General features: G+C 70.4%; 21 protein-coding genes. 2 read left to right on the top strand and 19 right to left on the bottom strand.

The features are described from left to right. Positions 1-24: 24 nt before the first annotated feature. From BLV96_RS05110 to BLV96_RS05055, 12 genes are all read right to left on the bottom strand, one after another. Positions 25-2,247 (bottom strand): glycoside hydrolase family 15 protein, encoded by a 2,223-nt coding sequence (locus BLV96_RS05110; protein WP_086680856.1) that lies wholly within the window; start codon positions 2,245-2,247, stop codon positions 25-27. 311 nt (positions 2,248-2,558) lie between these two features. Continuing rightward, positions 2,559-3,254, bottom strand: a complete 696-nt coding sequence (locus BLV96_RS05105; RefSeq protein ID WP_086680858.1) for a TetR/AcrR family transcriptional regulator — start codon at positions 3,252-3,254, stop codon at positions 2,559-2,561. Positions 3,255-3,275: 21 nt separating this feature from the next. Further along, a complete protein-coding gene (locus BLV96_RS05100) occupies positions 3,276-4,376 on the bottom strand; it encodes a glycerate kinase (protein ID WP_086680860.1) in 1,101 nt (366 codons plus the stop codon). Beyond that, a complete protein-coding gene (locus tag BLV96_RS05095; RefSeq protein WP_086680862.1) occupies positions 4,373-4,750 on the bottom strand; it encodes an allophanate hydrolase-related protein in 378 nt (125 codons plus the stop codon). Before BLV96_RS05095 ends, BLV96_RS05100 begins: the two co-directional genes overlap by 4 nt. A 10-nt stretch (positions 4,751-4,760) precedes the next feature. Continuing rightward, positions 4,761-6,206: an NCS2 family permease gene (locus tag BLV96_RS05090; RefSeq protein WP_086680864.1), complete on the bottom strand. Its 1,446-nt coding sequence runs from the start codon at positions 6,204-6,206 to the stop codon at positions 4,761-4,763. A 108-nt stretch (positions 6,207-6,314) separates the two neighbouring features. After that, positions 6,315-6,797 carry a nucleoside deaminase gene (locus tag BLV96_RS05085; protein WP_086680867.1) on the bottom strand — a complete coding sequence of 161 codons (483 nt, stop codon included), beginning with the start codon at positions 6,795-6,797 and terminating at the stop codon, positions 6,315-6,317. Position 6,798: 1 nt separating this feature from the next. Then, positions 6,799-9,090: a xanthine dehydrogenase subunit D gene (gene pucD / locus BLV96_RS05080; protein ID WP_086680869.1), complete on the bottom strand. Its 2,292-nt coding sequence runs from the start codon at positions 9,088-9,090 to the stop codon at positions 6,799-6,801. After that, on the bottom strand, positions 9,087-9,557 hold the full coding sequence (locus BLV96_RS05075; protein WP_086680870.1) for a (2Fe-2S)-binding protein: 471 nt from the start codon (positions 9,555-9,557) through the stop codon (positions 9,087-9,089). Before BLV96_RS05075 ends, pucD begins: the two co-directional genes overlap by 4 nt. Further along, the gene (locus tag BLV96_RS05070) at positions 9,548-10,417 is read right to left on the bottom strand and encodes an FAD binding domain-containing protein (RefSeq protein WP_086680872.1); all 870 of its coding nucleotides are present in this window, start codon (positions 10,415-10,417) and stop codon (positions 9,548-9,550) included. The genes BLV96_RS05075 and BLV96_RS05070 overlap by 10 nt, the downstream gene beginning before the upstream one ends. A gap of 194 nt (positions 10,418-10,611) precedes the next feature. Further along, complete coding sequence (gene gcl, locus BLV96_RS05065) at positions 10,612-12,300, bottom strand: glyoxylate carboligase (protein WP_086680874.1); 1,689 nt, start codon at positions 12,298-12,300, stop codon at positions 10,612-10,614. Position 12,301: 1 nt separating this feature from the next. Next, complete coding sequence (locus BLV96_RS05060) at positions 12,302-13,189, bottom strand: 2-hydroxy-3-oxopropionate reductase (protein ID WP_086680876.1); 888 nt, start codon at positions 13,187-13,189, stop codon at positions 12,302-12,304. Continuing rightward, positions 13,186-13,998 (bottom strand): hydroxypyruvate isomerase family protein, encoded by an 813-nt coding sequence (locus tag BLV96_RS05055; RefSeq protein WP_086680878.1) that lies wholly within the window; start codon positions 13,996-13,998, stop codon positions 13,186-13,188. The genes BLV96_RS05060 and BLV96_RS05055 overlap by 4 nt, the downstream gene beginning before the upstream one ends. Before the next feature lie 129 nt (positions 13,999-14,127). Between BLV96_RS05055 and BLV96_RS05050 the strand changes: the two genes are divergently transcribed. Further along, positions 14,128-15,363, top strand: a complete 1,236-nt coding sequence (locus tag BLV96_RS05050) for a HEAT repeat domain-containing protein (protein ID WP_086680879.1) — start codon at positions 14,128-14,130, stop codon at positions 15,361-15,363. Here the strand turns inward: BLV96_RS05050 and BLV96_RS05045 are convergent. The 4 genes from BLV96_RS05045 to BLV96_RS05030 are packed head-to-tail and all read right to left on the bottom strand — an operon-like array spanning position 15,360 to position 20,927. After that, positions 15,360-16,217, bottom strand: coding sequence for a 2Fe-2S iron-sulfur cluster-binding protein (locus tag BLV96_RS05045; protein ID WP_086680881.1), 858 nt, complete (start codon positions 16,215-16,217; stop codon positions 15,360-15,362). The two genes, BLV96_RS05050 and BLV96_RS05045, sit on opposite strands and share 4 nt — an antisense overlap. Positions 16,218-16,251: 34 nt before the next feature. Beyond that, positions 16,252-17,997 carry an NAD(P)H-dependent oxidoreductase subunit E gene (locus tag BLV96_RS05040; protein WP_086680884.1) on the bottom strand — a complete coding sequence of 582 codons (1,746 nt, stop codon included), beginning with the start codon at positions 17,995-17,997 and terminating at the stop codon, positions 16,252-16,254. A 1-nt stretch (position 17,998) separates the two neighbouring features. Continuing rightward, on the bottom strand, positions 17,999-19,918 hold the full coding sequence (locus BLV96_RS05035) for a molybdopterin oxidoreductase family protein (protein WP_086680886.1): 1,920 nt from the start codon (positions 19,916-19,918) through the stop codon (positions 17,999-18,001). 13 nt (positions 19,919-19,931) lie between these two features. Then, positions 19,932-20,927, bottom strand: coding sequence for a 2-dehydropantoate 2-reductase (locus BLV96_RS05030; RefSeq protein ID WP_086680887.1), 996 nt, complete (start codon positions 20,925-20,927; stop codon positions 19,932-19,934). 185 nt (positions 20,928-21,112) lie between these two features. Here BLV96_RS05030 and BLV96_RS05025 point away from each other — a divergent pair, with 185 nt between their 5' ends. Next, a complete protein-coding gene (locus BLV96_RS05025; protein WP_086680890.1) occupies positions 21,113-21,850 on the top strand; it encodes a GntR family transcriptional regulator in 738 nt (245 codons plus the stop codon). Positions 21,851-21,881: 31 nt separating this feature from the next. Here BLV96_RS05025 and BLV96_RS05020 read toward each other — a convergent pair whose 3' ends face one another. From BLV96_RS05020 to frc, 3 genes are read right to left on the bottom strand one after another with little or no spacing between them, the layout of a single operon-like run. After that, the gene (locus BLV96_RS05020) at positions 21,882-23,258 is read right to left on the bottom strand and encodes an OFA family MFS transporter (RefSeq protein WP_086680892.1); all 1,377 of its coding nucleotides are present in this window, start codon (positions 23,256-23,258) and stop codon (positions 21,882-21,884) included. A gap of 15 nt (positions 23,259-23,273) precedes the next feature. Continuing rightward, a complete protein-coding gene (locus tag BLV96_RS05015; protein WP_086680893.1) occupies positions 23,274-25,418 on the bottom strand; it encodes an acetate--CoA ligase family protein in 2,145 nt (714 codons plus the stop codon). Continuing rightward, a complete protein-coding gene (gene frc, locus BLV96_RS05010; protein ID WP_086680895.1) occupies positions 25,419-26,648 on the bottom strand; it encodes a formyl-CoA transferase in 1,230 nt (409 codons plus the stop codon). Positions 26,649-26,661 lie beyond the last annotated feature (13 nt).

Here is a 26,661-nt window from a genome sequence, read left to right as displayed (position 1 = left end):
GGGCGTGCCGGGCCGGCCGGTCGATCAGGTGCCGTAGCGGGTCTTGACGATCGACGGCGTGTCGAGGTTGTGGCCCGCGTCCATGCTCTGCGCGAGCCGCAGGTACTGGCCCTCGGCCCACATCAGCGGACCCGCGCTGCCCGTCGGGCGGCCCAGGCCGAAGCAGCCGGCGTCGGCGCGGTCCCAGACCTGCTCGGGCACGAAGTACCCGTCGTTGGCCGAGTCCGCCATGGACTTCAGGTAGACCGCGGCCGAGCGGCCGTTGGCCAGTTCGTACTGCCCCCGCTCCCCCGACAGCACCGGCCAGAGCCGGCCGAACCGCTGACTACCTCCCGCGGGCCAGCCGGTGCAGTTCGCGGTGCTCTCGCCGTAGTTGTCGTGCGGGTAGCGGTGGAAGTAGACGTCCCCGTTCGGCAGCCTCACCTGCATCGGCGAGTTGCCGTCGGACGCGGCGGCCGTCGGCGCGACCGAGTTCGCGATCGTCGCGTCGCCCGCCGGGCGGATGCCGAGCCGCACGAGGTCGAGGAACCCGAAGTCGGTGACGTCGTGCTCGTAGAAGCACCCTTCGTCGAAGCAGATCGTCGCACCGTCGTCGGGGTTCCCGGCGCGGTCGAGGCGTTCGTAGTACGTGTGCCCGCCCCAGTAGCCCGACGTCGTGACCGTCCAGCCGGCCAGGGAGTTGCGCCACGAGTCCGCTGTGGACTCCCACGTGGTCGCGCTCGCCGTGTCGCCGTTGGCCCGCGCGATCGCACCCGCCGCGACGAGCCCCGCGATCTCGGCGGCCACCGACGACGGTGACTTGCCGTACTGCTCCTCCCACCGCTCGGTCGTGTCCGGGCCGGTCGAGACGATGTGGTTCGCCGTGGTCTTGACCTTGGCGTAGGTCGAGGCGTCGGTCACGCCCGTCAGCCAGGCGAGCAGGATCGCGTCGGCGTCCTGGTCGAGCTGTTCGCAGCAGCCGAGCTGTTGCGCGCTCGCGCCGCTCACCCCGGACACCGGGCTGTAGCGGGGAAACGATCCCGCCGGGTACGTCGTGCCGTCGCCCGCCGTGGGGCTGCCGATCCACTGGGAGTTCCAGAGGAACTGGGCCATCCGCTTCGCCTGGGCGTTGTCGCCGGCGGCGAGGAGACCCGTTGCCTGCTGGTAGAGGTCGCGGCCCCAGACCCGGTGGTAGCCGTCGTTGATGTGGTCGCCGTTCGTGTAGTCGCCCCAGGGGGTGGCCAGGCCCGCGACGCTCGCGCCGGGGTGCTGCTTGTCTTCCGCCGTCTTCAGGGCCATTGCCGCCACGTAGTAGGCGCGCCGCCGTTGCGTGTCGCCGGAGACGCTGGCCGGGGCGGGTTTCAGGCTGTTCACATAGGAGTTCCAGCCGCTGCGGTAGGAGGTCGAGATGGCGGTGAAGCCGGTGCCCAGGGAGCCACTCGCGTTGGACGTCGCCGATGCCGTCGTGCTGCCGTAGCCGAGGGCGACCGTGAACGTCGTGTCCGTTCCGACCGGAATCTGTCCACACTGGACCACGTTGCCCGCGCCGGAGATGTTGTCGTACTGGTTGTTCAGGGACTTGTCCGCGCGCAGGTCGGTCAGGCAGTCGCTCGCCGCGCCCGTGTAACCGTTGTCGTGCGCGGTGAACCCTGTCGAGACTCGCAGGGCTTGTACGACCGCCGTCGCTGTGCCGCCGAACAGGGTTTCGGTTCCGCTTGCGACGAGCCCGGTGCCGTCCCACCACGCGTTGTCGTTCGACCCTCCGCCCGCCATCGACGGGTTGGCCAGGAGGTACAGCCGGTAGCTCCCGCCGTCCAGGGATTGGAAACGCGTATTCGTGACCAGTGTGGCTCGGGCCGGGTCGGTTACGTAGTCCGTGGTGATCCGGTACTTTCCGCTCTTCGCGGTGTTCGTGACCGTGTACTGGAGGGCCTTCTCGTCGGGCATCGTCACCACGTGGTTCGTCGCGTCCCGCTCGAGGTCCACGAATGTGCTGCCGTCGGTGACGATGTACTGCATGTCCTGCATGTTCGGGACGTCGGCTCGGGGGTAGAACACCTCGGACGTCACTCCGTTGGCCACTGTGAACCACACCGGGCTGGCCGTCGTCGTTGCCGTCCCCAACGCCGACTTGTTGCCCGTTGCCCAGGATGCCCCTCCGCCGCAGCAGTCCGTTGCCGTGCCCGTTGCCTGGGCTGTTCCAGGGGATGTGCCGGTGAGCAGGATTGCTGCTGCTGCGCAGGCCAGGGCCGGTTTCCACCTGATCATTCGGGGCCTCCGACGGCTTTGTCGTGGATATGTTGTGGGCGGCAACATATTGGGTCACGCCGGAGTGACAAGCAATGTCCGATGGGACTGGATCGATGCAGCCCTGCTGCGGATGGAGTAGCTTTTTGCGGACCGCTGTCGCGGTCTTTGCTCCGCAACCCCGAAGCGCCATTGTGACTACGGCCGGCAACACCGCGTCAAGGCGGGAAAGATGCCTTGACCCGGTGCTGCCGGCCGTGTTCTGGCTTCGGATCGGGGTTGCCGGGGGGCCTGGGTTTCGATGGTGCCCGGGTTCTCGACTGGCCCTCGCCTTAGGCGTTCGCTATGCGGTCCAGCCATTCCGCCATCAGCACTCGTTCTGCCTGGGTCAGCGCTTCCGCGCCGTCCAGACCTGCTCGGAGGGCTATTGCTCGCTCTGGCAGGCCTGAGCCTGGCGACTCCTCTGTGCCCGTCAGGATTCGGGCCATTACCGTCTCTCGGGCCGTTGGTGACAGCTCTTCGTCGCGTTCTTGCTCCGGCGTTGCGATCAACGACAGCACCACGCCCATTCCCGTTGCGTGCACCAGTCTTGCCGCTCGCTCGACGCTCACCCTCAGCCTGCCCGCCGTCGCCACTCGCTCGACTATTCCTCGCAGCATTGCCTCTGCCTCGCGCGCTGCCGGAGACGTTCGGCCTGGGCGGGCGTCTCCGTACATCAGCACGTAGAACTCCGGCCTCGACAGCCCGAACTCGATGTGCAAGTCCCAACCACGGCGGAGGTCCTCGACCGCGTCGCCCGTTGACCCCAAGGCTCGCTTGCTCGTCAGGTACTCGTCGAACCCGTACGCCGCCACCGCGTCCAGCAGGCCGTCCTTGTCCCCGAACAACCGGTACAGCGCCGGTGGCTGGACGCCCGCCGCCGCGCTCACCGCGCGCGTCGACAGACCGTCGCGCCCCTCGGCCACCAGCAAAGCCGCTGCCGCTTCGAGGATGCGCTCCCTCGTGTCCGCCGCCGTCTTCGTTGCCATGGTTACGATGGTAACAACTTTTCAGTATCGGTTGTTCACGTGGTCTACGGCGATGCGGTGGGCGAGGCGGCGCAGCATGGGTGCCGCCTCCGCCATGCACCGCGCCGGGTCGGGTTCCAGGTCCGTCAGCGCGTACGCCGCCGAGATGCCCGCCGCGTGCAACTGCGGCGATGGCAGCCGGCAGCGTCCGGACACCGCGATGCACGGGATGCCCTTCGCCGCCGCCGCTCTCGCCACCCCGGCCGGGGCCTTGCCGGACAGTGTCTGCTCGTCCAGGGACCCTTCTCCGGTGATCACCAGCGACGCACCGGTCAACGCCGCGTCGAAGCCGAGCAGGTCCAGCAGCAGCTCGATGCCCGGCCTCATCGTGGCGCCGAGTACCGCCATCGCGGCGAAACCCACTCCCCCGGCCGCGCCCGCGCCGGGCCGGGACGCGAAGTCCGGGCCGGCGATCGACGCCCAGTGCCGCAACGCCGCGTCCAGCGTCTCGACGTCCTCGGAGGACGCTCCTTTCTGGGGCCCGTAGACGAAAGCCGCTCCGCGCGGGCCGTAGAGCGGATTGTCCACGTCGCTCGCCAGCTCGATGTCCACTTCGAACAGCTCCGCCCGGTCCAGCAGAGCGAGGCCCGCAAGCGCCGCGCCGCCGAACGGGAGGTCACGCCCGGCGCGGTCGAAGAGCCGGGCTCCCAGCGCGGTCAGCATGCCCGCGCCGCCGTCCGTGCAGGCGCTGCCGCCCACCCCCAGCACGATGCGCCGGCACCCCGCCCGGACGGCCGCCGCGATGACGTCGCCGGTGCCCGCGCTCGTCGCCGTCAGCGGGGCCGGGGCGCCCGGCAGGCGGTGCAGCCCGGACGCCTCGGCCAGCTCCACCACCGCCGTGTCGCCGCGGACCGCGTACGACGCCGTCACCGGCGCTCCCGTCGGGCCGCGCGCCGGGACCCGCACGCGCTCGTACCCGGCGGCGACGGCCGCGTCGACCGTGCCGTCGCCGCCGTCGGCCACCGGCAGCTGCTGCACCGCCACGCCGGGGTGGACGTCGGCGAGGCCGGAAGCCACCGCCGACGCCACCTCGGCCGCGGTCAGCGACCCCTTGAACTTGTCCGGCGCGACCAGGATCTTCACGCGCTCGCCTTGTACGCCCGCCAGTCGCCGACCTCGGTGATGTCGCGCAGGGCGACGTGCGAGGTGTACGGCCGCCGCAGCAGCATCGCGAACGCCGAACTGCCGTCCGTCAGCTCCACCACCCCCAGCTCCAGCTCGTGCGGCTCGGACGGCAGCACCTTGTCCCGCAGGTCGTCCAGCGAGACGTCGTAGACCTCACCGGTCACCTCGGCACCGCCGTGCGAGACCGGGTACAGCGCCGGGCACTGGTCGCCGACGGCGTAGAACCGGTACTTCGGGGCCGTGCGCGCGGCGCCCACGAACGGCGAGCCGTCGAGGAGGTGGTGCAGCGGTTCGCCGCGCATGGCGCCGCCGTTGAAGAACATCAGGGCCACGGGATTCTCCTTAGCGGAAGAGGGCTTCGACGCCGTCGACGGCGAAGTACACCGCGAACACCAGCGCCAGCAGGGACAGCAGCCAGCCGGCCTCGCGCCACTTGCCGCGGCCGATCTTGATCAGCACGAACGCGATCAGGCCGGCGCCGACGCCGTTGGTGATCGAATACGTGAACGGGATCAGGGCCGCGGTGAGGAACACCGGGATCGTGTAGTCCGGGTCGTTCCACGGGATGTGGCGGCACTGCGCCACCATCATGCCGCCGATGACCACCAGCGCGGGCGCCGCCGCCTGGGCCGGGACGACCCCGGCGAGAGGCGTGAACAACAGCGTCCCGGCGAACAGCAGCCCGGTGACGACGCTCGCCAGCCCGGTCCGGGCACCTTCGCCGACGCCGGCCGCGGACTCCAGGAACACCGTGTTCGGCGACGAGCCGGTGACGCCGCCCGCGATCGCGCCCGCGCCGTCGACCAGCAGGATCCGGCCCATCCGCGGGACCTTGCCGTTCTTCGACAGCCCGGCCTCGTCCGAGACGCTGGTGATCGTGCCCATCGCGTCGAAGAACCCGGACAGCACCAGCGTGAACAGGAAGACCGTGGCCGCGAGCGCGCCCGCCGAAGCGAACCCGCCGAACAGGTCGATGTGGCCGAAGAGCCCGAAGTCCGGGGCGGCGACCACGTGGTCGGGCAGGGCCGGGGTGGTCAGGCCCCAGCCGCCGACGCCGAACGCTTCGTGCAGCACGACCGCGAGCACCGTCGCCACGCCGATGCTGATCAGCACCGCGCCCGGGACCTTGCGGGCCATCAGCACGATCATCAGCAGCAGCCCGAAGCAGAACACGACGATCGGCCAGCCGTGCAGGTGCCCGGCCGCCCCGAGGCGCACCGGGACCGTGGTCTGCGCCGAGTCCGGCATCCGGGTCACGAACCCGGCACTCACCAGTCCGACCAGGGCGATGTAGAGCCCGATCCCGACGGTGATCGCCATCTTGAGCGGCCGCGGGATCGCGTTCATGATCCGCTCGCGGACACCGCTCACGGCCATCAGCACGATGCAGACACCTTCGAGCACGACCAGCCCGAACGCCTGCGCCCACGTCATCGACGGGGCCATCTGGAACGCGACGATGCCGTTGATGCCGAGCCCGGCGGCCAGCGCGAGGGGCGCGTTGCCGACGAGTCCCATGAGGACGGTCATCACGGCGGCCGCCAGCGCCGTCGCGGTGGTCACCTGCGCCGCGGAGAGCCGGGCGCCGGTGATGTCGGCGGAAGCGCCGAGGATGAGCGGGTTGAGCAGCACGATGTAGGCCATCGCGACGAACGTCGTGACGCCGCCGCGGACTTCACGGCCGACCGTGCTCTGCCGGGTCCGCAGCTCGAACAGCTTGTCGAGCAGCGATCGGCGTTGTTCGGGTACTTCTTCGACTACTGGGGTGGGAACTTCGGTCTGGGTCATGCGTCCTGCCCTTGCCGGTGGGTGTGCTCGGCCAGGCCAAGGCACCACACCGTGCCTGGGCGAGCGGGACGTTCGATTCGGTTTGCTCCGGTCAGCTGGCCTTGTGGGTCAGTAGTCGGTGCGGTCGGCCTTGTCGAGCCAAGCCGCGAAGGGGGCGAAACCGTCCTTTGCGGACAGTCGCGTCACGGGGACCGTCCAGGTGTCGCGCGGGCGGTCGAACAGTTCGTAGAAGGCGCGGTCGTCGAAGCCGGCCTTGGCGGCGTCGTCGCGGTCGGCGGCGAAGAGGACCTTGTCCACCCGCGCCCACAGCGCCGAGGACAAGCACATCGGGCACGGCTCGCAGCTGGAGACGAGCACGCACCCGTCGAGCTTGAACGTGCCGAGCGCCTGACACGCCGCGCGGATGGCGACGACTTCGGCGTGCGCGGTCGGGTCGAGGTTCGCGGTGACGCGGTTGACGCCGGTCGCGATGATCTCGCCGTCCTTGACGATCAGCGCGCCGAACGGGCCGCCGCCGTTCGCGACGTTGGTCTCCGCGATGCGGACAGCTTCGTCGAGCCAGTCTCGCTCGACGGAAATCGACGTGGTCATCTCAGACTCCAGTGATGTGCTCGGGGCGGATCGGGACGCGCGGCAGCTCGAGGCCGGTGGCCGCGCGGATGGCGTTGGCGACCGCCGGGGTCGCCGAGATCGTGGGTGGTTCGCCGACGCCGCGGACGCCATAGGGCGCGTGCGGGTCGGGCCGCTCGATGACGTCGACCTGCATCGGCGGCATGTCGAGGATGGTCGGGATGAGGTAGTCCGTGAACGACGGGTTCCGGACTTTTCCGTCCTTGACCAGGATCTCCTCCATCACGGCGAGGCCGAGGCCCTGTGCCGAGCCGCCCTGGATCTGGGCGACGACGGCGTCGGGGTTCATGGCCTTGCCGACGTCCTGGGCGCAGTCCAGCTGGACGACCTTGACCAGGCCGAGGTCGAGGTCGACGTCGACCACCGCGCGGTGGGCGGAGAAGCCGTACTGGACGTGGGCGTCGCCCTGGCCGGTCTCCGGGTCCAGGGGGTAGGTCGGCCGGTGGTGGAACTCGCGGGTCTCCTCGATCGCGGTGTCCCCCAGCAGTTCGGCCAGGTCCGCGACGACTTCGCCGTCGGCCGCGACGACCTTCCCGCCCACCAGGGACATGCCCTCGGCGGGCACCCCGAGCCGGGCGTAGACGGCCTCGGCGACCGCGCGGCAGGCGTTGCGGACCGCGCCGCCGGTGACGTAGGTCTGGCGCGACGCCGAGCTGGAGCCGGCGTCGCCGACGCTCGTGTCGGCCGGGTGCACGCTCACCCGGGTCAGGCCCAGTTCGGTGCGGGCGATCTGCTGCTGCAGGGTGACGAGTCCCTGGCCGACCTCGGCCGCCGCGGTGTGCACCATCGCCACCGCCTCGCCGCCGAGCACCTCCAGGCGCACGCGAGCGGTCGAATAATCGTCGAGGCCCTCCGCATAGGAGATGTTCTTGATCGTGACGCCGTAGCCGACGCCGCGGACAACGCCCTCGCCGTGGGTGGTGTTGGACGCGCCACCCGGCAGCTCACGGATGTCGCGTTCGCCCGCCGGCTCGGGCGGCAGCGGCAGGTCGCGGACCCGCTGGACCAGCTCGGCCACGGGTGCCGGGAAGTCGACGACCTGCCCGGTGACCACAGTGGACCCTTCGCTGAGCGCGTTGCGGATCCGCAGTTCCGCCGGGTCCATGCCCAGCGCGGCCGCGAGTTTGTCCATTTGGGACTCGTAGGCGTAGGTCGGCTGGACCGCGCCCAGGCCGCGCATCGCACCGCAGGTCGGGTTGTTGGTGTAGACGCCCCAGCCCTCGATGTGCGCGTTCGGCACGTCGTAGGGGCCGACGCTGAGCGTGGTGCCGTTGCCGACCACGACCGGGGTCTTCGACGCGTACGCGCCGCCATCGAAGTACATCCGCGCCTTGACGTACACGAGTTTGCCGTCGCGGGTCGCGCCGTGCTCGTAGTACATCTTCGCCGGGTGGCGGTGGACGTGCCCGAAGAACGACTCCAGCCGGTTGTAGCTCATCTTCACCGGGCGGCCGGTGCGCAGCGCGAGCATGCACGAGTGGATCTGCATCGACAGGTCCTCGCGGCCGCCGAACGCGCCGCCGACGCCGGACAGCGTCAGCCGCACCTTCTCCAACGGCAGCCCCAGAGCTTTCGCGGTCTGACGCTGGTCGACGTGCAGCCACTGGGTGGCCAGGTAGAGGTCGACGCCGCCGTCCTCGGCCGGCACCGCGAGCCCGGATTCGGGCCCGAGGAACGCCTGGTCCTGCATGCCGATCTCGTAGACGCCCGACACGACGACGTCCGCGGTCGCCGCCGGGTCGCCCTTGACGATCCGCTGGTGGCGGACCAGGTTCCCGTCCGCGTGCAGCTTCGGCAGCGTGTCGTCGTGCGCGGCCCGCTCGGGGTCGGTGATCGGCTCGAGGACGTCGTACTCGACGACGATCTCCTTGAGCGCCTGCCGCGCGATCTCCGGGTGGTCGGCGGCCAGGATGGCGATCGGCTCGCCCTGGTAGCGGACCAGGTCCGCGGCCAGCGCCGGCGTGTCCTGGTACTTGAGGCCGTAGACGTTCTCGCCGGGGACGTCCTCGTGCGTGAGCACCGCGTGCACACCCGGCTGGGCCAGCGCGCGGGAGACGTCGAGGCGGACGATCCGGGCGTGCGGGTGCGGGCTGCGCAGCGTGGCGCCCCACAGCATGTCCTCGTGCCACAGGTCCGACGAGTAGGCGAACTCGCCGCGCACCTTGAGCGTCCCGTCCGGGCGCAGCGGGCTCTCGCCGATGCCGCCGGCGATCGTGTCGTGCAGCTCCTGCGGCGAGCGGGCCGGGGCGCTCATCGGACGGCCTTCTTCGCGGCCGCGTCACGGACCGCGTCGAGGATCTTCTCGTAGCCGGTGCACCGGCAGAGGTTCCCCGCCAGGGCCTCGCGGATCTCGACGTCGCTGGGATCCGGGACGCGCTCGATCAGGTCGTGCGCCGCGACCAGCAGACCGGGCGTGCAGAACCCGCACTGGACGGCGCCGCGCTCGACGAACGACTCCTGCACCGGGTCCAGATCGTCTCCGGAAGCGAGTCCTTCGACCGTGACGACCTCGCGGCCCTCGGCCTGCCCGGCCGCGACCAGGCACGCACAGGCCGGGACGCCGTCGAGGTAGACCGTGCACGAGCCGCATTCGCCCTGCTCGCAGGCGTTCTTCGAGCCCGGCAGGCCGAGCCGCTCGCGCAGCACGTAGAGCAGGCTTTCGCCTTCCCAGACGTTGTCCGCCCGGCGGTGCTCGCCGTTGACGGTGACGTTCACGCGCACTTCGCGCTCCCTCCGCAGTAGTCGGTCCAGGCCCAGGTCAGCGTCCTTCGCGCCATGACCCCCAGGGCATGGCGCCGGTAGGCGGCGCTGCCCCGGACGTCGTCGATCGGCGCGGCGGCCGCGGCGACCAGGTCACCGAAACGGCGCTTCACCGAGTCGGTCACCGGCCGGCGCGACTCCCAGTCCAGCTCGCCGGCCAGGAACTCCTCGGCGTCCAGCGCACGGCGAGGCGTGGGCGCGGCCGAGCCGACGCCGGTGCCGACACGCCGCTGCTCCGGGTGCAGCGCGAGGCCGAAGGCGGCGACCGCGATGACCATGGCGTTGCGGGTGCCGATCTTGCTGAACTGCTGCGGCCCGGTGGCCGGCGCCAGCAGCACGGCCGTGATCAGCTCGTCCGGCTCCAGGACGTTCCGCTTGACCCCGGTGTAGAAGTCCTTCGCCGCCACGATCCGCGTGCCGCGCACCGACGCGATTTCGACCTCCGCGTCCGCCGCGAGCAACGCCGGGTGCGAATCGCCCGCAGGCGAAGCTGCGCCCAAATTGCCCCCCACGGAACCGCGGTTGCGGATCTGCGGGGACCCCACGGTCCGCGCGGCCATCGCGAGGCCGGGCAACCGTGTGCCCAGTTCGGCGATGATCCGGGTGTAGGGCACGGCCGCGCCGATCCGGATCCGGCCGCCGTCGGTGCCGTGCTCGTGGAGCTCGGCGACGCGGCCGAGGTCGAGCAGGGACTCCGGACGGCGGTGGTCGAAGTTGATCTCGACCATCACGTCCGTGCCGCCGGCGATCGGGACCGCACCGGGGTTCGCGGCACGCGCGGCGAGCGCGTCGGCCAGCGAGGCGGGTCGGAGGAATTCCACTGTGGACGTCCTTTCGGGGCTGCTTCGTGAAGAAGTACACACGCTCGGGTGTGGCCGGGACCACGGCAAAACCCCTGAAAGACGGGTGAATTTACGGCCGTCGTTTGTACTTTCCGACAACAGCTCGATCCAGGGCGTGGAAAGGCCGCCGTGCGAGGTCAGGGGCTCGCACGGCGGCCTGGGTCACGCGGGTACTACGCGGGTTCGAACTCCTTGACGGCGTCGAGCGCGGCACCCATGGCGGCGTTGCCCTCGCGTTCGATCATGATCTCCACCAGGACCGGCCGGCTGGTGCGCTCGGCCTCCTTGCGGGCCCATTCGAGGGACGTCCGGATCTCCCCGGGTTCGAGCACGCGGGTGCCCGAACAGCCGTAGGCCTCCATGATCTTGACGTTGTCCGTGCCGTTCGAGTCGTAGTGGATGTCGACCTCGAAGTTCATGTCGTACCCGGTCTCGGCCTGGCGGATCAGGCCGAGGTACTCGTTGTTGAGCATGATCAGCACGAACCCGACGTCGTACTGGGCGGCGACCGCCAGCTCCTCGACGAGGAACTGGAACGAGTAGTCGCCGACCACGCCGACGACTTCGGCTTCGGGCCGCGCCTTCTTGACCCCGATCGCGGCCGGGATCTCCCAGCCGAGCGGGCCGGCCTGGCCGCACACCTGGTAGTGGCGCGGCTTGTGCGCCTTCTGGAACTGGCCCGACCAGATCTGGTAGAGCCCGATCGCCGTGACGAAGTACGTGTCCTCGCCGAAGGTTTCGTTGATCTCCTTGAAGACGCGGGGCGCCTTGATCGGCAGGGTGTCGAAGTCCTCCTTGCGGGGAAGCGCTTCCTTCAGCTCCGCGATCCGGCCGACCCACTCACGCCGCTGCTCCGGCGAGCGCCGCTCCAGCGCCGCCAGCAGCGCGTCGAGGAACTCCCGCGTGTCGGAGACGATCCCGAGGTCGGGCCCGAACACCTTGCCCAGCTGCGTCGGTTCGATGTCGACGTGGATGAACTTGCGGTCGCCGCGGTAGACCGACAGCTCGCCGGTGTGCCGGTCGCCGAAGCGCGCGCCCAGCGCCAGCACCAGGTCGGCCTCCAGGAAGGCCGCGTTCGCCCAGCGCTGCGACGTCTGGATGCCGGCCATCCCGGCGAACAGCTCGTGGTCCTCGGGAAAGGATCCCTTGCCCATCAACGTCACCTGGACCGGGACGTCGAGGCGTTCGGCCGCGGCCCGGAGCTGCTCGCTCGCCTCGCCGAGGACCACGCCACCACCGGCCAGGATCAGCGGGCGCTCGGCGGCCAGCAGCATGTCGAGGGCCCGCTCGACCCGCGCGGACGCGGGCTTCACGGCCGTCACCGGCAGCGGCGAATCGATCGACGAGTCCCATTCGATGTCCTGCTTCTGGACGTCGATCGGGAGGTCGATGAGCACCGGGCCCGGGCGGCCCGAGCGGGCGATCCGGAAGGCCTCGCGGAAGATCCACGGCAGCTGCGCGGCTTCCTTGACCTGCACGGCCCACTTCGTCACGGGCTTGGCGATCTCGACGATGTCGACGGCCTGGAACGCTTCCTGGTGCAGCTTGGTCGTGGCCGCCTGGCCGGTGATGCAGATCATCGGGATCGAGTCCGCGTGCGCGGTGTAGAGCCCGGTGATCATGTTGGTCCCGGCCGGACCGGACGTGCCGATGGCGACGCCGACGTTGCCGTTCGTCCTCGCCCAGCCGTCGGCCATGTGTGTCGCGCCCTCTTCGTGGCGGACGATCAGGTGCTGGATCGCCCGGCCTTGTAGGGCGTTATACAGCGGGAGGATCGCGGCGCCGGGGCAGCCGAAGACGGTGTCGACGCCTTCGCTCTCCAGGACGTCGACGACCGCCTGCATCGCGGGGATTCTGGGCATGTCACACCTCCGCCGGGACGCGGCCCGACAACTGTTCGGCGACCTTCAGCAAGGCCGAGTGGTCCAGGGAGCCGTACCCCATGGCGCGGCCGGCGGCGACGAGCTGGGCGACCAGCCCGGTCAGCGGCAGCGCGACGTCGGCCTGCCGGGCGGCGGCCAGCGCGATCCCCATGTCCTTGTGGTGCAGGTCGATCCGGAAGCCGGGCGCGAACTCCCGCTCCACCATGGACTTGCGCTTGAGCTCGAGGATCCGGCTGCCGGCGAGGCCGCCGGCGAGCACGTCCAGGCCGACGGCGGCGTCCACACCGGACGCTTCGAGCAGCACGATCGCCTCGGCGACCAGGCCGTAGATGCCGCCCACGACGAGCTGGTTGGCGGCCTTCACGACCTGCCCGGCCCCGTGCGGGCCGACGTGCACGACGGTCTTGCCGAGCGCGTCGAACACCGGCTTCGCGGCCTCGAAGTCCTCTTCGGACCCACCGACCATGATGGACAGCGACGCCTGCTCGGCGCCGGCCTGCCCACCCGACACGGGTGCGTCGAGGACGCGGATCTTCTTGTCCCGCGCGGCTTCGGCGACGGCGATCGACGTCTCGGGCCGGATGGTGCTCATGTCGATCAGGAGCGCGCCGGGCTCGGCGGCGTCCAGGACCCCGCCCGCGGCCAGCACGACCTCCTCGACCTGCGGGTGGTTCGGCAGCATCGTGATGACGACGTCCGCCCCGGCCACCGCGTCGGCGACCCCCGACGCGGCGCGCCCGCCGGCGGCCTGGAGCTTCTCGCCTGCCGCCGCGTGGACGTCGTAGCCGCTGACGTCGTGCCCGGCCGCGACCAGGTGCGCGGCCATCGGGGCGCCCATCACGCCCAGTCCGATGAATCCCAGTTTCATGCTCGTCCCCTTCGGGTTTTCGGCAGCCAGGCCAGCGACGTGGAGGTGTCGGGTTCCGGGACGTACTCGATCCCGACGAACCCGTCGTAACCCGCGTTCTGCAGCCTCGCGAGGTGTCCTTCGATGTCCAGCTCGCCCGTGCCGGGCTGGTGGCGGCCGGGTGCGTCGGCGATCTGCACGTGCCCGATCCGGGAGAGGTGCTTCGCGGCCAGCGCGTCCAGGTCATCGCCGTTGACTGCCAGGTGGTACAGGTCGGCCAGCAGCCGCACGTTGCCGCGCCCGAGGTCGTCGAGCACGGCCACGGCGTCCGCGGCGGTCTTGAGCGGGTAGCGGTCCGCGCCGGAGAGCGGTTCGAGGACCAGCTGCGCGCCGATCTTCGCGGCGGCCTCGGCGGCGTTCGCGAGGTTGACCAGCGCCAGGTCGTCCTGCTTGGCGGGGTCTTCGCCGTCGAGCCGGTTGCCGTAGAGCGCGTTGAAGCTGCGGCAGCCAGTGCGTTCGGCGATCCCGAGGGCGACGACGAGGCTGTCGGCGAACTCGGTCTCGCGGCCGATCCACGACACCAGGCCGCGCTCCCCCGCCGCCATGTCGCCGGCGTAGAAGTTCAGCCCGCGCAACCGGACGCCGTCCAGGCTCTCGACGAACGCGTCGACCTCGTCGCGCCCGGGGACCGCGGAGTCGAACGGCCACCAGTACTCGACGTCGGTGAACCCGGCCTCCCGCGCGGCGGCGGCCCGCTCGAGCAGCGGTACCTCCTTGAACAGGATCGACAGGTTGGCGGCGTACGGCAGGGAGTGCCCCTCTTCTGGCATCGCGACCTCGAATTTCGCTATCCGGAATTTTTCTTTCGCATATCGAGAATAGCTGCTGACCTGCGCCGAGGTCAACGGCTCACGCCGGCCCCGCTCGTTACGCTCCTTCCGGACCACAGGGGGAAGACCATGACCGGAGCACGCGCCCGGATCGTCGAGAAGCTCGATCGCGCCGCCGCCGACCCGCGGCTGCGCGACTTGTTCGGCGCCGGCCACCACCGCTTCCGGCTGAACCCGGCCCTGCCGGCGGACGAAATCGCGACCTTCGAGGCGGAGCACGACATCCGCCTGCCCGAGAGCTACCGCACGTTCCTGCTCGAGGTCGGCGACGGCGGCGCGGGCCCGGGTTACGGACTGCTCCGGCTCGCCGACGCTTACGCGGAAGTGTCCGACTCGTTCCGCGGCCACCTCCGCACCCCGAGCCCGTTCAGCCCGGGCCAGTGGTACGAGAACGACTGGTGGGACGGCTTCTGGGGCCCTGGTGACGAACCCGACCCGGTCCAGGGCACGCTCGCGGTCGTCCACCACGGCTGCACCGGTTACACGCACCTCGTCGTGTCCGGCCCTGGCCGCGGGCGGCTGGTCAGGCTCGACCTCAACGGCGTTCCCGCCCCCTACGTCCTGGAGGACGAGGACTTCCTCGCCTGGTACCACCGCTGGCTCGACGAGCTGCTCGCCGGGTGTTCCGTGACGGAGTTCGGATACAAGATTCCCGGTGACGAAAGCACTTTGCTCGCCGTGCTCAGCGGCGACCCGGACCCGCGACGGAGGGCCAAGGCCGCGCATTCGGTCGCGTACCTGCCCTCGACCGGCCGCGAGACCGCCGTGGCGTTCGCCGCCGCGGCCGCCGACCCGGACGGCCGGGTCCGCGCGGCGGCGCTCGCGGCCGCGAGGGCCGCGAAGGTGGCGGTGGCCCCGGCGGCCCGCGTGGCCCTGACCGACCACGAACCCACCGTCCGCGCCGAGGCGATCGGCGTACTCGCCGCCCTCGGCACCCCGGATCTCGCGGACCGCGCCCGCGAGCTGCTCGCCGACCCCGATCGCGAGGTGCTCTGGCAGACGATGCGCGCCTTGACCGCCTCCGGGAAACTGCTCGGCGCGGACCTGGCGCCCCTGCTCACCCGGCCCGATCCGAACACCCGCACGTCCGCCGTCTGGCACCTCATCGAAGCCGGCGGCGAGGTGACCCCGCTCCTGGAGTCGGCGCTCGACGACGAGGACTCCCGGGTCCGGATCCACGCCGTCCAGGCCGCCCATCGCCGGGACGAACGTTCACTGCTGCGGGCGTTGCGCGGCCGCAAGGCCGTCGAGGAGCACCCCACCGTGCTCGTCAACCTCGACCGCGTGATCGCGGCGTGGTCCTAGCGGTTCTGGACGTGCTGCCAGCCGAAGCGGCCCTTGATGCAGAGGTTCCCGTGGGTGACCGAGCTGTCGTGCGGTGAGGTCACCTTGACGATCTCGTTGTCCTGGACGTGCAGCGTCAGATTGCAGCCCACCCCGCAGAACGTGCACACCGTCGTCGTCTCGGTCTGGCGGGACTCGTCCCACGTGCCGTCCTCGCGCTTGTCGTGCTCGCGCTTGAAGCTGAGCGCCCCGGTCGGGCAGACCTCGACGCAGTTGCCGCAGTACACGCACGCGCTGTCGGGCAACGGGTTCGAGAACTCCGTCGAGATCCGGGCGTCGAACCCCCGGCCGGCCACGCTGATCGCGAACGAGTTCTGCCACTGGTCGCCGCACGCGTCGACGCACTTGTAGCAGAGGATGCACTTCTCGTAGTCGCGGACGTACAGCTCATTGTCCACAATGGCCGGTTGGGCGACCGTCGCCGCGTCCGGGCCGAACCGCGACGGGTCGGCGCCGGCCTCGGCGATCCACTCGGCGACCTTCGGAGTGGTCGACAGGTCCGTCGCCGACGCCAGGAGCTCCAGGACCACCTTGCGGCTCGTGCGCGTCCGCTCCGAATCGGTGTGCACCACCATCCCCGGCTCGGCCTTGCGGGAGCACGACGGCACCAGCGTCCGGGAGCCCTCGACCTCCACCATGCAGACGCGGCAGGCGTTCGCCGGTTCCAGGGTGTCGCCGTAGCACAGCGTCGGGATCTCCTTGCCCGCCGCCGTGCACGCGTCGAGGATCGTCGAGCCTTCGGGCACACGAACCGTCGAGCCGTCCACGGTGAACTCGACCAGTCGACGAGGGATCCCGATGTCCACTGTGGTCATGGCTCCTCCACTGGGAAGCGTGTGTCGTCGCTGGTCACTGCAGTGCTCCCAACCGGTCGATGGCGGACTCGATGGCGTTCCAGGCGGTCTGACCGAGCCCGCAGATCGACGAGTCGCGCATGACCCCGCCCACCTCGCGCAGCAACGGCCGCTCCTCCGAACCGGCCGCCAGCACGCGCCGGATCGCCTCCTCCTGCCGCACGGTCCCGATCCGGCACGGGACGCACTGCCCGCACGACTCGTCGCGGAAGAACTCCGCGATCCGCAGCAGGAACCCGCCGAGGTCGGCCAGGTCGTCCAGCACCAGGACGACCCCGGACCCCAGCGTCGTCTTCGCCGCCCGCGCGTCTTCGAAGGTCAGCGGCAGGTCCAGCTCGTCCGGCCGGACGAACCCGCCGGCCGCGCCGCCCAGCAGGATCGCCCGCAGCGAGCGGCCCTCGGGTACTCCCCCGGCCAGCGCGAGCAACTCGCGCAATGACGTACCGAACGGCACCTCGTAGACGCCCGGCCGTTCGACGTTGCCGGACAGGCAGAACAGCTTCGGTCCGGCCGAGGCCTCCGTGCCGAGGGAGCGGTAGGCGACCGCGCCCTCGGTGAGGATCAGCGGCACGTTCACCAAGGTCTCGACGTTGTTCACCACCGTCGGCTTGCCGAACAGCCCCTGCTCGACCGGGAACGGCGGCTTCGTGCGGGGCTCGCCGCGGAAGCCCTCGATCGAGTTGAAGATCGCGGTTTCCTCGCCGCAGATGTACGCGCCCGCGCCGCGCCGGATCTCGATGTCGAACGAGAACCCCTCGTGGCCCATGATGTCCACGCCGAGGAAGCCGCGCTCACGAGCCACGTCGATCGCGTTGCGCAGCAACCGCAACGCGCGCGGGTACTCCCCGCGCAGGTAGACGTACCCCTGCCGGGCGCCGATGGCGAACGCGGCGATCGTCATGGACTCGACCAGCGCGAACGGGTCGCCTTCGAGCAGCACGCGGTCCTTGAACGTGCCGGGCTCGCTCTCGTCGGCGTTGCAGACGAGGTAGTGCGGGCCGGCGGGCTGCGCGGCCGTCGCCGCCCACTTGCGCCCGGTCGGGAACGCCGCGCCACCGCGGCCGAGCAGGCCGGAGTCGGTGACCTCGCGGATCACCGCCGCCTGGCCCATGCGCAGGGCGTTGCGCAGTGCGGCGTAGCCACCGGCCGCGCGGTAGCCGTCCAAACTGGACGGATCGACCACGCCGACCCGGCGCAGCAGCCGCAGTCCGTCCCGCTGGTGGATCACCGGCGGCGCACCGTCCGAAGCGGACGGTGCACGCTGGGCGGCCAGCACCGCCGAGGCGCCGGTCGCCGGGGCGAGCAGCTCGGTGGTGGCCGGGTCGCCGGCCTGGAACGTCAGCGCCGCGGGGGCTCGTTCGCAGACGCCGAGGCACGGGCTGCGCAGCCACGTGACCCCGCCGCGCGCCTTCCCCGCGGCGCCGACGTGCTCGGTGAGGACGTCGCACACCGTGTCCGCGCCCTTGAGCCGGCACGCCAGGTCGGTGCACACGTGCACGACGCGTTCCGGCCGCTCCTCCAGCGCGAACAGCGAGTAGAAGCTGGCCACGCCGTAGGCCTCGGCCGGGGGCACGTGCAGTGCCTCGCAGATGAGGTTGAGGGCGCCCTGGCTGATCCAGCCGATCCGGTCGTTGACCGCGTGCAGCGCGGGCAGCAGCTGGTCGCGGCCGCCGCCCTCGAAGCCGGCGACCGCCGCCCGTTCTTCACGCGACGCGACGGCGTCGAGGAGCTTGAGGTCCACTTCAGACCTCCGCCGTGAGCTTCTCGACGCGGATGGCCGCGGCCTTGTACTCGGCGGTCCCGGCGATCGGGCAGGTCGCTTCGATGGTGATGACGTTGACGTCGACCTCGTCCGGGAAGTGGAAGGTCATGAACGCCAGCCCCGGCTTCAGCCCGGTGTCGAGCCGCACCGGCGCGACGATTTCGCCGCGCCGGGACGTGATGCGAACGAGGTCGTCCGGGGCGACGCCGAGCGACCGCGCGTCCTCCGGGCAGAGGTCGAGTGTCTCGCCCTGCCGCAGCGGCGACGGGAACCCGCCGGACTGGACGCCGGTGTTGTAGGAGTCCAGGCGCCGGCCGGTGGTGAGCCGGATGGGGAACTCTTCGGTGAGCAGGTCGACCGGCGGGCTGTGCTCGATCACCGTGAACGGCGCCGGGCGGCCGCGCTCGGCCGGGTCCTCGGCCCACAGGCGGCCGTGCAGGAACGTCGGTTCGAGCGTGTCCTCGGTGTAGCACGGCCACTGGATGCCGCCGAGCTCTTCCAGCCGCGCGTATGACATCCCGGCGTGCATCGGGGACAGCGACCGCAGCTCGTCCCAGACCTCCTGGCCGCCGGTGTAGTGCCAGTCGTGGCCGAGCCGGCGGGCCAGCTCCGACAGCAGCTCGATGTCGTCGCGCGCGCCGTCGGGCGGTTCGAGGGCGCGGCGGACGCGCTGGACGCGGCGTTCGGAGTTGGTGAACGTGCCGTCGCTCTCGCACCAGGCCGCCGACGCGGGCAGCACGACGTCGGCCAGCTGCGCGGTCTTGGTGAGGAAGATGTCCTGCACCACCAGGTGGTCCACGTTGGACAGGCGTTTGACCGTGTGCTCGCAGTCCGCTTCGGACTGGACCGGGTTCTCGCCGATGATGTACACGCAGGTCAGGTCGCCGCGTTCCATCGCGTCGAGCATCTGGGTGAGGTTGAGGCCCTTGTGCGGCGGGATCGACGAGCCCCACGCGGTGTCGAACTTCGCCCGGACGCCCGCGTCGAGGATGTCCTGGAAGCCCGGCATCCGGTCCGGGATGGCGCCCATGTCGCCGCCGCCCTGGACGTTGTTCTGCCCGCGCAACGGGTTCAGACCGGCGCCGTAGCGGCCGACCTGCCCCGCCAGCAGCGCGAGGTTGATCAGCGCGAGGACGTTGTCGGTGCCGTTGTGGTGCTCGGTGATGCCGAGGGTCCACGACAGCTGGCCGCGGTCGGCGCGGGCATACGTGTGGGCGAGCTCCTTGATCAGCTCGGCCGGCACACCGGTCGTCTTCTCGGCGACCTCCAGGGTCCACGGCTCGACCGACGCGGCGAATTCCGCGAAGCCCTCGGTGGCGCGCTCGATGAACGTCGTGTTGGCGAGTCCGGAGTGGATGATCTCGCGGGCGATCGCGTGGGCCAGCGGGATGTCGGTGCCGACTTCGAGCTGCAACTGCCGGTGCGCCCACCGGGCGGTGCTCGTCTGCCGCGGGTCGACGACGAAGAGCTTCGCTCCCTTGTGGACGGCCTTGAGCACGTGCTGGAAGAAGATCGGGTGCGCCTCACGGGGGTTGCCGCCCCAGATGACGATGACGTCGGCGTCCTCGATCTCCGCGTACGACGACGTCCCGCCGCCGCTGTCGAACACCCGCGCCAGCCCGGCGACGCTCGGCGCGTGGCAGGTGCGGTTGCACGAGTCGACGTTGTTCGTGCCGATCACCGCGCGGGTGAACTTCTGGGCGACGAAGTTCATCTCGTTGGTCGCGCGGGCGCACGAGAACATCCCGAACGCCTCGGGCCCCTTGCTCTCGAGGGTCCGGCGGATCCCGGCGGCGGCCCGGTCGAGGGCCTCTTCCCAAGTCGCCGGGCGCAGCACGCCGGAGTCGCGCACCAGGGGCTGGGTGAGCCGGACGTACGGCTCGGTGTTCCTGCGCTTCACGGGCACCTCCGGTTCAGTGCGCCCCGACGGGGACGGGCGGGTTGCTGGTGTGGTCGAGCAGCGAGATGGCGGCGTGGACGTGCCGCAGCGCCGGCGCGGGCACGCCGGTGAGGCCGGCCAGCTCCACGACCGCGCCGATGATCGCGTCGATCTCCAGGGGCTTGCCGGCTTCGAGGTCCTGCAGCATCGACGTCTTGTGGTGCCCGACGCGCCAGGCGCCGTCGATGCGCTTCTCGACCGAGACGCCCGGGTCGCTGCCCGCCGCGCGGGCGATCTCCAGGGTCTCGGTCATCATCGTGGCGACGAGCGCGCGCGTGTCGTCGTGCTCGCACATCTGGGCCATGGTCGCCCGGGTCAGCGCCGAAAGCGGGTTGAAGGCGACGTTGCCCATCAGCTTGATCCAGATGTCGTCGCGCAGCCGGGGTTCGACCGGGGCCTTGAGCCCGCCGGCGATCATCGCCGCGCTGAGCACCTTGCAGCGCGCCGAGATCTCGCCGTCCGGCTCGCCGAGGGAGAACCGCGTGCCTTCCAGGTGCCGGATCACGCCCGGTTCCTCGATGACCGTGGAGCAGTAGACGACGCAGCCGATCGCGCGCCGCAGCTCGAGCACGGCGGTCACCGAGCCACCCGGGTCGACGGTCTCGACCCGGTGGTCTTCGAGCGGGTGTCCCTGCAGGCCGTGGAAGTACCACCACGGGATGCCGTTCTGCGCCGCCACGACCGCGGTGTCCGGTCCGAGCAGCGGGGCGAGCAGCGGGGCGCACGAAGCGTAGGAGTTGGCTTTGAGTCCCAGGAACACGAAGTCGACGGGACCGACTTCGGCCGGGTCGTCCGTGACGTGCGGGTGGGCGGTGAAGTCGCCGCGGGGGCTGAGCACGCGGACGCCGTGCTCGCGCATCGCGGCGAGGTGGGCGCGCCGGGCGATCAGGTGCACCTCGGTCCCGCCGCGGTGCAGCGCGGCCCCGACGTAGGCACCGATCGCCCCGGCCCCGAGAACAGCCACCTTCATGATGTGCCTCCGAGTTCGGTCCAGCGCGTGATTGCATACAGTATCCTGGATCCGGTCTGGAAACCAGGTTTTCGAGGCCGGAGCCGCCGTGAATCTCCCGACAGGGTGAGGTTCTGGGATTTTGCATACCAAAACCTGTATCCTGAGCTCAGATCGTCGCGTTCCTCTCCCTATCGAGGTGTCCCGTGAGCCAGCCCGCTTCTCCCCTCCCCGACCGCGGCCCGACCGGTCGCCGCACGGCCAAGGGCTCGCTCAGCTCGACCGCCGCCAAGCGCGTCGAACGGCCCGCGCCGCTGCGGCAGGTCGTCTACGAGGCCCTCGCCGAGCTGATCATCAACCGCACCCTCGAACCCGGGCAGCACCTGGTCGAAGCCGATCTGGCCGAGTACCTCGGCGTGAGCCGGCAGCCGGTGCGCGAAGCCCTGCAGCGCCTGCAGAGCGAAGGCTGGGTCGACCTCCGGCCCGCCCAGGGCGCGTTCGTGCACCTGCCGACCGACGAGGAGGCCGACCAGCTGCTGAGCGTCCGCAGCGTGCTGGAGACGCATTCGGCGAAGCTCGCCGCCGGCAACGCGACGGCCGACGACGTCGTACGGCTCTGGGAGCTGCAGAAGGCGGGCATCACGGCCCTGCGGGCCGAGGACACCGAGGGCCTGGTCGCGGCCAACGCCGCCCTCCACGCGTTTATCACGCAGCTGTCGGGGAACGCCGTGCTGGCGGAGCTGATCGGCCTCGTCGACCGCCGGGTCCGCTGGTACTACACGCCGATCGCCCGCCCGCGCGGGAAGGACGCGTGGAACGAGCACGACGAGCTGATCAATGCGATTTCGCGCGGGAACGCCGAAGCCGCGGAAGAGATCATGGCCAGGCACACCGAACGGACCCGCCAGGCCTACCACGAACGTCCGGAGGCTCCCCGATCCTGATGGCAGCAGGACCGGGGAGCGGGTAACCGGACTAGCCGCCCGCCGCGGCGGAAGGCCGCGCCACCAGCTCGGTTTCGGCGAGCTGGTGGCGTGTCCGGCCGGGCTGGCGCAGGAACAGCGTCAGCACCGCGGACAGGAGCGCGATGCACCCGGCGAGGATGTACGCGCCGGTGTAGCCCCACGCGCTGATGACGCCCGCGGCGAGCCCGCCGCCGCCGACGCCACCGACCAGTTTCGCGCTGTAGACCAGGCCGTAGTTCGACGCGTTGTTGTTCTCGCCGAAGTAGTCCGGCACGAGCGCGGCGAACAGCGGGTAGAACGCACCGCCGCCGAACCCGGTCAGGAACGCGAACACCATGAACAGCACCAGGTTGTGCGTGTTCCCGGCGTACAGCACGCCGAACTGCGCACCGGCCGCGATCACCAGCACCAGGGTCAGCGTCTGCTTGCGCCCGATCTTGTCCGACGCCCAGCCGACGACCGCGCGGCCGGTGCCGTTCACGATGGCCAGCACACCGGCCGAGGAAGCCGCGACGAACGCGCCGAAGTGGCTCTCCTTGGCGAACGGCACCTGGAAGTTGATGCCGAACAGCGACACCCCGCCGATGATCACCAGGCACACCCACATCAGCGGGAGCATGCCGGTGCGGATCGCCTCCATCGGCGTGAACTGCCGGACTGCCGGCGGGTTCTTGGCGAGCGTCTTCACGCCGACCTTGCCCTTGGCCCAGGTCAGCGGGTCGACCTCCTTCGGCCACCAGCTCTTCGGCGGGTCCTTGAACAGGAACCCGCAGACGCCGACGACGATCAGCATGTACAGGCCGATGCCGTCGAGCACCCCGGTGACGTTCTCGTGGCCGAGGAACGCGCTGAAGAGGTAGATGAACGGCACCGAGCCGTAGGCGAAGCCGCCGTTCACGAACCCGGTCCGCGCGCCGCGCTTCTCCGGGTACCACTTGCCGACCATGTTGATGCAGGTCGCGTACACGAGCCCGGCGCCGGTGCCGCCGAGGACGGAGTACCCGATGAACGCCAGCGTCAGGTTCCCGCTGTGCGCGATGGTGAAGTAGCCGATACCGCTGCAGACGGCACCGATCAGCATCGCCGTCTTGGCCGAGACGAGGTTCTTCTCCCTCAGCCGGCCCGCCGGGAAGGCCACCCCGGCCTGGAACACCGCCCAGATGCTCGCCAGCCAGAACGCGTCCGAGAGCGTCCAGCCGTACTTCTCTTCGAGGGTGCCTTCGACGGCGCCCCAGCCGTACTCGAACACGCTGACCGCCATCATGGCGATCCAGGGCAGCCAGACCATCCAGCTGCGTGAGCGCCCCATGATGTCCTGCGGCGACTCGCCTACCCGGTAAACTCTCCCGTTCTCGTCAGTGATCTCCTGGTATGTGGCTGCGGTCATGAAAGTTCTCCTTCGTCACCGTTGACTCAGGTTCGGCAGCAGGTTCGCGGCTCGCGCCCAGCGGTACTTCGCACCGAGCACCGCCACGGGCTTCTCGGTGGTGTAGGGGTACGCGACGACGCCGCGGTCGTACAAGTAGTCGCTCGCCTCCTCGACTTCGACGTCGCCGGACAGCGACGCGACAACAGGCTTGTGGATCCCTTTCGCGCGGTATTCCTCTACCACCTCCGCGACCAGTTCGGCGAACACCATCGGCGGGGTGACGATGGTGTGCCAGTAGCCCAGGATCAGGGCGTGGACGCGGTCGTCCTCGAGGCCCAGCGCGATCGTGTTGCGGTAGGTCGAGGGCGGCTCGCCGCCGGTGATGTCGACGGGGTTGCCGGCCGCGCCGAACGGCGGGATGAACGCCCGGAAGGCCGTGTCGAGGTCCGGCGGGATCTCCATCAGGCTCAGCCCGTTGTCGACGCAGGCGTCCGACAGCAGCACGCCGGACCCGCCGGCGCCGGTGATGATGACGACGTTCTCGCCCTTCGGCGTCGGCAGCAGCGGGATGCCGCGGGCGTACTCGAGCATGTCGTTCAGCCCGGGCGCCCGGATCACCCCGCTCTGGCGGAGGATGTCGTCGTAGACCTTGTCGTCGCCGGCCAGCGCGCCGGTGTGCGAGCTGGCCGCCTTGGCACCCTGCGACGTCCGGCCGGCCTTCAGGACCACCACCGGCTTGTGCTGCGAGACCCGCTTCGCCGTTTCCGCGAACGACCGGCCGTCCTTGAGGTCTTCGAGGTGCATCGCGACGAGCTGGGTGTTGTCGTCCTGCTCGAAGAAGGTGAGCAGGTCGTCCTCGTCGATGTCGGCCTTGTTGCCCACGCCGACGATCGAGGACACGCCCATCCTCGCCGAGCGGCTGAACCCGAGGATCGCCATCCCGATGCCGCCGCTCTGCGACGACAGAGCCACCCCGCCTTTGACGTCGTACGGCGTGCAGAACGTCGCCGAAAGGTTCTCCGGCGTGTAGTAGTAGCCGTAGATGTTCGGCCCGAGGATGCGGACGCCGTGCTTGCGCGCGATCGCCACGACCTCGTCCTGCAGCTCGATGTTGCCGGTCTCGCCGAAGCCGGAGGGAATGAGGATGGCGCCGGCCACGCCCTTCCGGCCGACCTCCTCCAGCGCCGCGGGGACGAACTTCGCCGGGATGGCGAAGACCGCGACGTCGACGTCGCCGGGAACGTCGGTGATGCTCGCGTAGGCCTTGCGGTCGAGGATCTCGGCGGCCTTCGGGTTGATCGGGTGGATCTCCCCCGCGTACCCGCCGTTGACCAGGTTCTTCATCACCGAGTTGCCGATCTTGCCGGCCTCGGCCGACGCGCCGATCACCGCGATCGACGCCGGCTTCATGATCCGGTTCATCGAGGCGAGGATCTCCTCCTGGGTGAACCGGACCGGCTCCTTCGCCGCGTCGGGGTCGACCAGGATCCGCACGTCGACCGCGGTGGCCCCGTGCGGGGTCGCGAGCACCGGGTTCAGGTCCACTTCGGACAGCTGGGGGAAGTCGGCGACGAGCTCCCCCAGCCCGGTGATCACGGCCGCCAGGGCGTCCCGGTCGACCGGGTCCGCGCCGCGGACCCCGCGCAGGATCTCGGCGGCCTGGATGCCGTCGATCATGGAGAGCGCTTCCCCGGTCGACGTCGGCGCGAGCCGGAAGGTGACGTCCTTGAGCACCTCCACCAGGACACCGCCCAGCCCGAACGCGACGACCTTGCCGAAGGTCCGATCGGTGACCGAGCCGATGATCACTTCCTGCCCTTCGGTGAGCATCTGCTGCACCTGGACACCGACGATCCGCGCGTCGGCGTGGTACGCCTTCGCGTTCTCGACGATCTTCGCGAAGCCCGCCCGCACCGCTTCGGCGTCCCGCAGGCCGACGAGCACGCCACCGGCCTCGGTCTTGTGCAGGATGTCCGGTGACACGATCTTGAGCACCACCGGCAGCCCGATGGCTTCCGCGTGCGTCACGGCTTCTTCGGCCGTGGTCGCCAGCCGCTCGGCGGGTGTCGGGATGCCGTAGGCCTCGCAGACCGCACGCCCCTCGGGCGCGGTCAGCGAGGACCGTCCTTCGGCCGCCGCCTCGGCGAGGACCTTTTCGACCGCCGCGCGATCCCCCACTCAGATCACCCCCGCGGCGCGGAACTTGTCCAGCTCGGCCTCGCTGTAGCCGAGTTCGGCCAGCACCTCGTCGTTGTGCTCGCCCAGCAGCGGCGAGCGTTCGATCTCGACCGGCGAGTCCGACAGCTTCAGCGGGCAGCCGACGGTCTTGAAGCTGCCGCGTTCCGGGTGCGCCACCTCGACGACCGAGCCGAGGTCGGCCAGCGTCTCGTCCTCGATCAGTTCCTTCGTGGACAGGATCGGGCCGCACGGGATGTTGTGGGCGTTCAGCTTCTCCATCACCTCCCACTTCGTGTGCTTCTCGGTCCACTCCTCGACGAGGGCGAACATCTTGTCCAGTTTGGACAACCGGACTTCCGGCGTGGCCCAGGCCGGGTCCTCGGCCAGCTCCTCCTTGCCGATCAGCCGCGCGAGCGGCGCCCACCCGGGTGGCTGGACGATCACGTAGATGAAGTCGTTCGGCCCGCCGGGCGCGCACTTGACCGCCCAGCCGGGCTGGCCGCCGCCGGAAGCGTTGCCCGAGCGCGGGACCTCGTCGCCGAACTGGTCGTTCGGGTATTCGCCGAGCGGCCCGTGCGCCAGGCGCTGCTGGTCGCGCAGCTTGACCCGGCAGAGGTTGAGCACGGCGTCCTGCATGGCGACCTGGACGCGCTGGCCGCGGCCGGTGGAGGTCCGCTGGAACAGCGCGGCGAGGATGGCGGCCACCAGGTGGATGCCGGTGCCCGAGTCGCCGATCTGCGCGCCGGTCGCGGTCGGCGGTCCCTCTTCGAAGCCGGTGGTGCTCATCGCGCCGCCCATGGCCTGCGCGATCACCTCGTAGGCCTTGAAGTCGGCGTAGCGGCCGGGCCCGAACCCCTTGATGGAGGCGTAGATCAGCCGCGGGTTCAGCGCCGAGAGCTTCTCCCACGGGTAGCCGAAGCGGTCGACGACGCCCGGGCCGAAGTTCTCGACCAGGATGTCCACTCCGGACACGAGCCGTTCGAAGACTTCCTTGCCTTCGTCGCTCTTCATGTTGAGCGTGATGCTGCGCTTGTTGGAGTTCAGCATCGTGAAGTAGAGGCTGTCGACGCCGGGGAGGTCACGCAGCTGCCCGCGCGTGATGTCGCCCCGGCCGGGGGTCTCCAGCTTGATGACGTCCGCGCCGAGCCAGGCGAGCAGCTGCGTCGACGACGGACCGGACTGCACGTGCGTCATGTCGAGGACGCGGACGCCCTCCAGTGCCTTACCCATGCCTTGGCCTCCG

The organism is Amycolatopsis pretoriensis (assembly GCF_900107925.1).
In the GTDB taxonomy this organism is placed as follows: Bacteria; Actinomycetota; Actinomycetes; order Mycobacteriales; family Pseudonocardiaceae; genus Amycolatopsis; species Amycolatopsis pretoriensis.
The sequence above is the reverse complement of the archived record's forward strand: the minus strand, read 5'-3'. Positions and strand labels throughout refer to the sequence as shown.